3 protein-coding genes, 3 pseudogenes and 1 riboswitch are annotated in these 3,886 nt (G+C 69.3%); of the genes and pseudogenes, 4 read left to right on the plus strand and 2 right to left on the minus strand.

The genetic code is table 11. The annotated features are described in order from the left end of the window. Window positions 1–12 precede the first annotated feature (12 nt). The gene (locus ABZZ74_RS52825; RefSeq protein WP_356951262.1) at window positions 13–978 is read left to right on the plus strand and encodes a replication-relaxation family protein; all 966 of its coding nucleotides are present in this window, start codon (window positions 13–15) and stop codon (window positions 976–978) included. A gap of 34 nt (window positions 979–1,012) precedes the next feature. Next, the gene (locus tag ABZZ74_RS52830; protein ID WP_356951260.1) at window positions 1,013–1,807 is read left to right on the plus strand and encodes a C40 family peptidase; all 795 of its coding nucleotides are present in this window, start codon (window positions 1,013–1,015) and stop codon (window positions 1,805–1,807) included. Between the two features lie 70 nt (window positions 1,808–1,877). Here ABZZ74_RS52830 and ABZZ74_RS52835 read toward each other — a convergent pair. Then, window positions 1,878–2,642, minus strand: a pseudogene (locus ABZZ74_RS52835) (CbtA family protein). 18 nt (window positions 2,643–2,660) lie between these two features. Next, window positions 2,661–2,876 (minus strand): annotated as a pseudogene (locus tag ABZZ74_RS52840) (CbtB-domain containing protein). Between the two features lie 37 nt (window positions 2,877–2,913). Then, a riboswitch (cobalamin riboswitch) is annotated at window positions 2,914–3,073 on the minus strand. A 200-nt stretch (window positions 3,074–3,273) separates the two neighbouring features. On the opposite strand from ABZZ74_RS52840, the gene ABZZ74_RS52845 reads away from it, so the two are divergent. After that, the gene (locus ABZZ74_RS52845) at window positions 3,274–3,585 is read left to right on the plus strand and encodes a histidine phosphatase family protein (RefSeq protein WP_356951261.1); all 312 of its coding nucleotides are present in this window, start codon (window positions 3,274–3,276) and stop codon (window positions 3,583–3,585) included. A gap of 182 nt (window positions 3,586–3,767) precedes the next feature. After that, window positions 3,768–3,886, plus strand: a pseudogene (locus tag ABZZ74_RS52850) (IS630 family transposase); the annotation flags it as partial.

Genomic DNA, 3,886 nt, shown 5'->3' on the forward strand with positions numbered 1-3,886 from the left:
GTCGCGCCGGGGGTGCGGATCGAGCAGACCAGGCGGCGGCTGGCGAAACTGCGCCAGGAGGGCCTGGTCGACCGCATCACCCTGCCGCGCGCTGGCCGCACCAGGGTGTGGTTCGCCACCCAGTACGGGGTGGATGTCGCCTTGGAGTGGCCGGAGCTGCGGGAGTGGCGGCCGCCGCGGCTGACGTCGGACCGCACCGCCGCGCGGCTGCGGGTGGGGCACACGCTGACGGTGACCGAGACCGGCCTCACCTTCTTGCAGGACGCCCGCCGGCGCGGAGACGTCTGCCAGCCCCTGGACTGGATCCCCGAGGTCTACCACCCCCTCAGCAACGGCGAGGCCGTCATCCCCGACGCCCTGCTCTACTACCGCCCGGCGGTAGTGAGGACGGGTCGATGCTGCGGGCGTTCGTGGAAGTCGACCGGCCCACCATGGGACCCGAACGCCTGGCCGCGAAACTCACCGCCAACGCCCGCCTCCCGAGCGGACTTCCTGACGCGTGGCCGGCCCGGAAGAACCACGAAATTCTTTAGAAGCCACACGGCGAGTTTGGCACGCCGCCCCGATCGCCCCTCACACGCCCCCGGATCCCAGGCGCTCACCAGAGAGCAACCCGGGAGGCGACTCGTCCCAGAGGGCGCGACCCGCCGCCTGCAGGCGCCACGGCACAAGCCGCGTCTCCTAATCCGCTTAGCTACAGCACCGCGGGACCTCGGTGGGGTCGTCGCACAGACGTCGGCCCGGCGGCAACCGTTCCGTGACCTCAGTCACATTCGCGAGAGGCCTACGAGAACCGGCCTTGGCCAACGGTCTCAAGCGATGGTAAATGCGATGCCAATTCGGACGTACCAGCCAAAGTCCCCGATCACAGGCCTGAACGCCCGCGTCCACAATGTCCGTTACGGTGTCAATAAAGAGCGAAGCACCCGGAATTCGGGACGGCGGCTGAACAACTGTGGTGCAGCACACGTTTCTTGAAGATATGGAGGAGCCCCTGATACCGCTTGGTCTCATGTCCCACACCGCTCACATACGAAGCCGCCGGAAGCCCCGCCGCAGCGTGACGACGAACCTCGCGGTGCGTGCCGGAGTTGCCGGTGGAGTTCTCAGCATGGCGGCAGCGGGTGCGACCTCGGCGAACGCAGCCGAGACGACGCAGACCCTGCAACTGCCCACCCTGACGGCCGATCTGGCCAACCAGGTCGCTCAGTCCGCGGACGCCACGCAGCAGGCAGCCGCGAACTACGAGTTGCAGGCCGAGCGTGACGCGGCCGCCGCAAAGGCCGCGAAGCAGGCCAAGGCGGACCTCGCGGAGGCGAAGAAGAAGGCCGAGGCCAAGAAGAAGGCGGAGGAGGCCCGTAAGGCCGCCGCCGACCGGGCCGCCTCCCGCAGCTCCGAGCGGACCACCCTGGCCGCCTCCGCGACGAGCCCCGGGACCTCCACGGCCAGCGGTTCGGCCGCCGCGGTCATCGCCTTCGCCCGGGCGCAGATCGGTGACGCCTACGTGCTGGGCGCCAGCGGTCCCAACTCCTGGGACTGCTCCAGCCTGCTGCAGGCCGCCTTCAAGCAGGCCGGCATCAGTCTGCCGCGCGTCTCGCAGGACCAGTCGACCGTGGGCACTCCGGTGTCGCTGAACAACCTGCAGCCCGGCGACATCCTGTACTGGGGCAGCGCGGGCAGCGGCGCCTACCACGTCGCGCTGTACGTGGGCGGCGGCAACTTCGTGGGCGCGGAGAACCCCTCCACCGGCATCGTGGAGAAGCCCCTGTCGTGGGACCCGCCGACCGGCGCGGTCCGGGTGCTCTGAGGACGCCCACTAGCCGTACGGAGTGAAGGGCCACAGCCGCTCCGGCTGGGGCCCTTCACCGTGCTACTTCTCAGTGTGGCGCGGGGGTTGCCTGTGCGGTGGCTCCCTGCGGCAGGGGTGCCGCCGTCCGCGGTGCGAGCCGGCGCTCGGCCAGGTGGCCGAAGAGAAGGCCGAAGCCGGTCCACAGGGTCGCCTGGATGGCCAGTGCCGCGAGGCGGAACTGCTAGACCACGGTGGCCGGGTAGTCCTTGGGGGCCTCGTTGACGGCCAGCAGGAACGCGTACGCGAGACCGATGGCGAGGACGAAGAACCGCGCCCGCCGCGATCGTGGCGTTCCAGTTGCCGAGGCGCGGCGCGAGGCGCTTGCCCAGGATCACGGTGGCGACGGCCAGCAGCACACTGAGCGCGATCATCAGGAAGTACAGGGTCGTCCGCTTGCCGATGGTGTCGGGATCACTCGCGGCCGGCGGGTTGGCGGGGTACTTCAGGAACGGCACGACGTACACGGCGATCAGGCCCGCTCGGAATGAAGCAGCGCGCTCGCACGCGGTCCGAAGCGGCCGATCCGGCCGAGGGCGAAGCAGTACGCGAGGGCGGCGATGCCGCCGAACGCGACGCCGTAGATGAGGATGCCGGTGGCCAGACCGCCGGTGGACTGCATCGTGCGGCTGACCATTTCCATGCCGGGTCCGCTGGAGTGGGCATCCTCGTAGGAGATGCCCGCATCGACGCTGGGCTCGCCGAGGAAGTAGGCGACGGCGAGGGCGAGCAGACCGGCGGCCAGGCCGGCGAGCATGCTGCGGACCAGGAAGCTTCTGACGGTCGCGGAGTTCATGGTGTCCGGCCCCTCTCGTCAGTGGCAGGGGAAGCCGAGCAGGTGGCGGGCGTCGTGCACCCACTCGATTCTCGCCGGAGACGAGCGAGGTAGCGCCCTGATCGGCGCCGACGAAGTAGAGCATGACCAGCATCAGGACGCCTAAGAAGACGCCCAAGGGACGATCGCGCCGATCGGCAGTCTGGCGGGTGCGGCGGGGATGGTTGCGGTCGGCTGAGCGACGGTCTGCGCCATGGCAGGACCTCCTCGGGAGTACGCGTCCCATCTCGGTGGTGCACACGACGACGGCTGCGGGTCTGACTTGCTCGACCCTCACCACCCCTGGCCGGAGGCGGTTCTTGCTGGGCTCGCAGTGGCGCGACCGTGCCGGATTCCCACCGGCTTCCGCTGCGCCGTCATCAAAATCGCGCGCAGAAAGTACCGCGAGCCGGAGGGTGAGCCAAGCGCGCGTGGACCTGTCCCAAGCACCGGGATACCCCCAACGGCACTTTGGCAACGAGCAGTTGACGCGAAATCAGAGTCTCATGACCACCCGAGAGATGTTGATCTCACCGGCGATCATCCGCGTCCAAGATGCCCGTACTGGCAGATCTGGATGTGGGACGCCGGGCGCGGTCGCACTCTTGACGAGGTGACCGTGGCCGAGCCGGACGCGGTGGCGAAGCGGCTCTCGGACCCGGCCGGCTCTTCGCACGGTGGGGAGTCCCTGTTGCAGCTGCGCAAGCGTATCGGTGCGTGGTTGGAGGAGGCAGCCCGGATCCCGGGGCGGCTGCTCGCAGGGGTGGAGCCGAACGTCGTACGCGCGGCGGTCCAGGGGCTGGGCCTGCCCGAGGCGGCATTCTGGCGTTTCGATGTGCCATCGCTCTCCGCCGTGGAGCTGAGCGGCCGGGCGCGCCGGTGGAATCTGCGCGTGGGTGTGCCCTTGGGGGACCATCACCCGTAAGTCGCCCAGGCGTTCAGGATGCGGGTGATGGCGAGGCCGTCGCGTCGGGCCCGATCCGGGCACGCGAAGCTCCTCGCGGTGGCGGACCCATCAGGACTACTAGTGTCCTGCGCCAGTAGTTGATCGTTAGTAGTTGTGTGACTTCTGCTGCTGGTGCGTCAGTTCCCCGTCGGGGCCCGAAGTTGGAACCGCTGCTGCTGTCTGATGACGAGCGGGCGGTGTTGGAAAGGTGGACGCGTCGGGCGACATCGGCCCAGGCCCTGGCGCTGCGGGCGCGGATCGTGCTGGCCTGTGCGGGGCC

Origin of the sequence: Streptomyces sp. NPDC006476, from assembly GCF_040612015.1 — a bacterium.
Classification (GTDB): domain Bacteria; phylum Actinomycetota; class Actinomycetes; order Streptomycetales; family Streptomycetaceae; genus Streptomyces; species Streptomyces griseorubiginosus_B.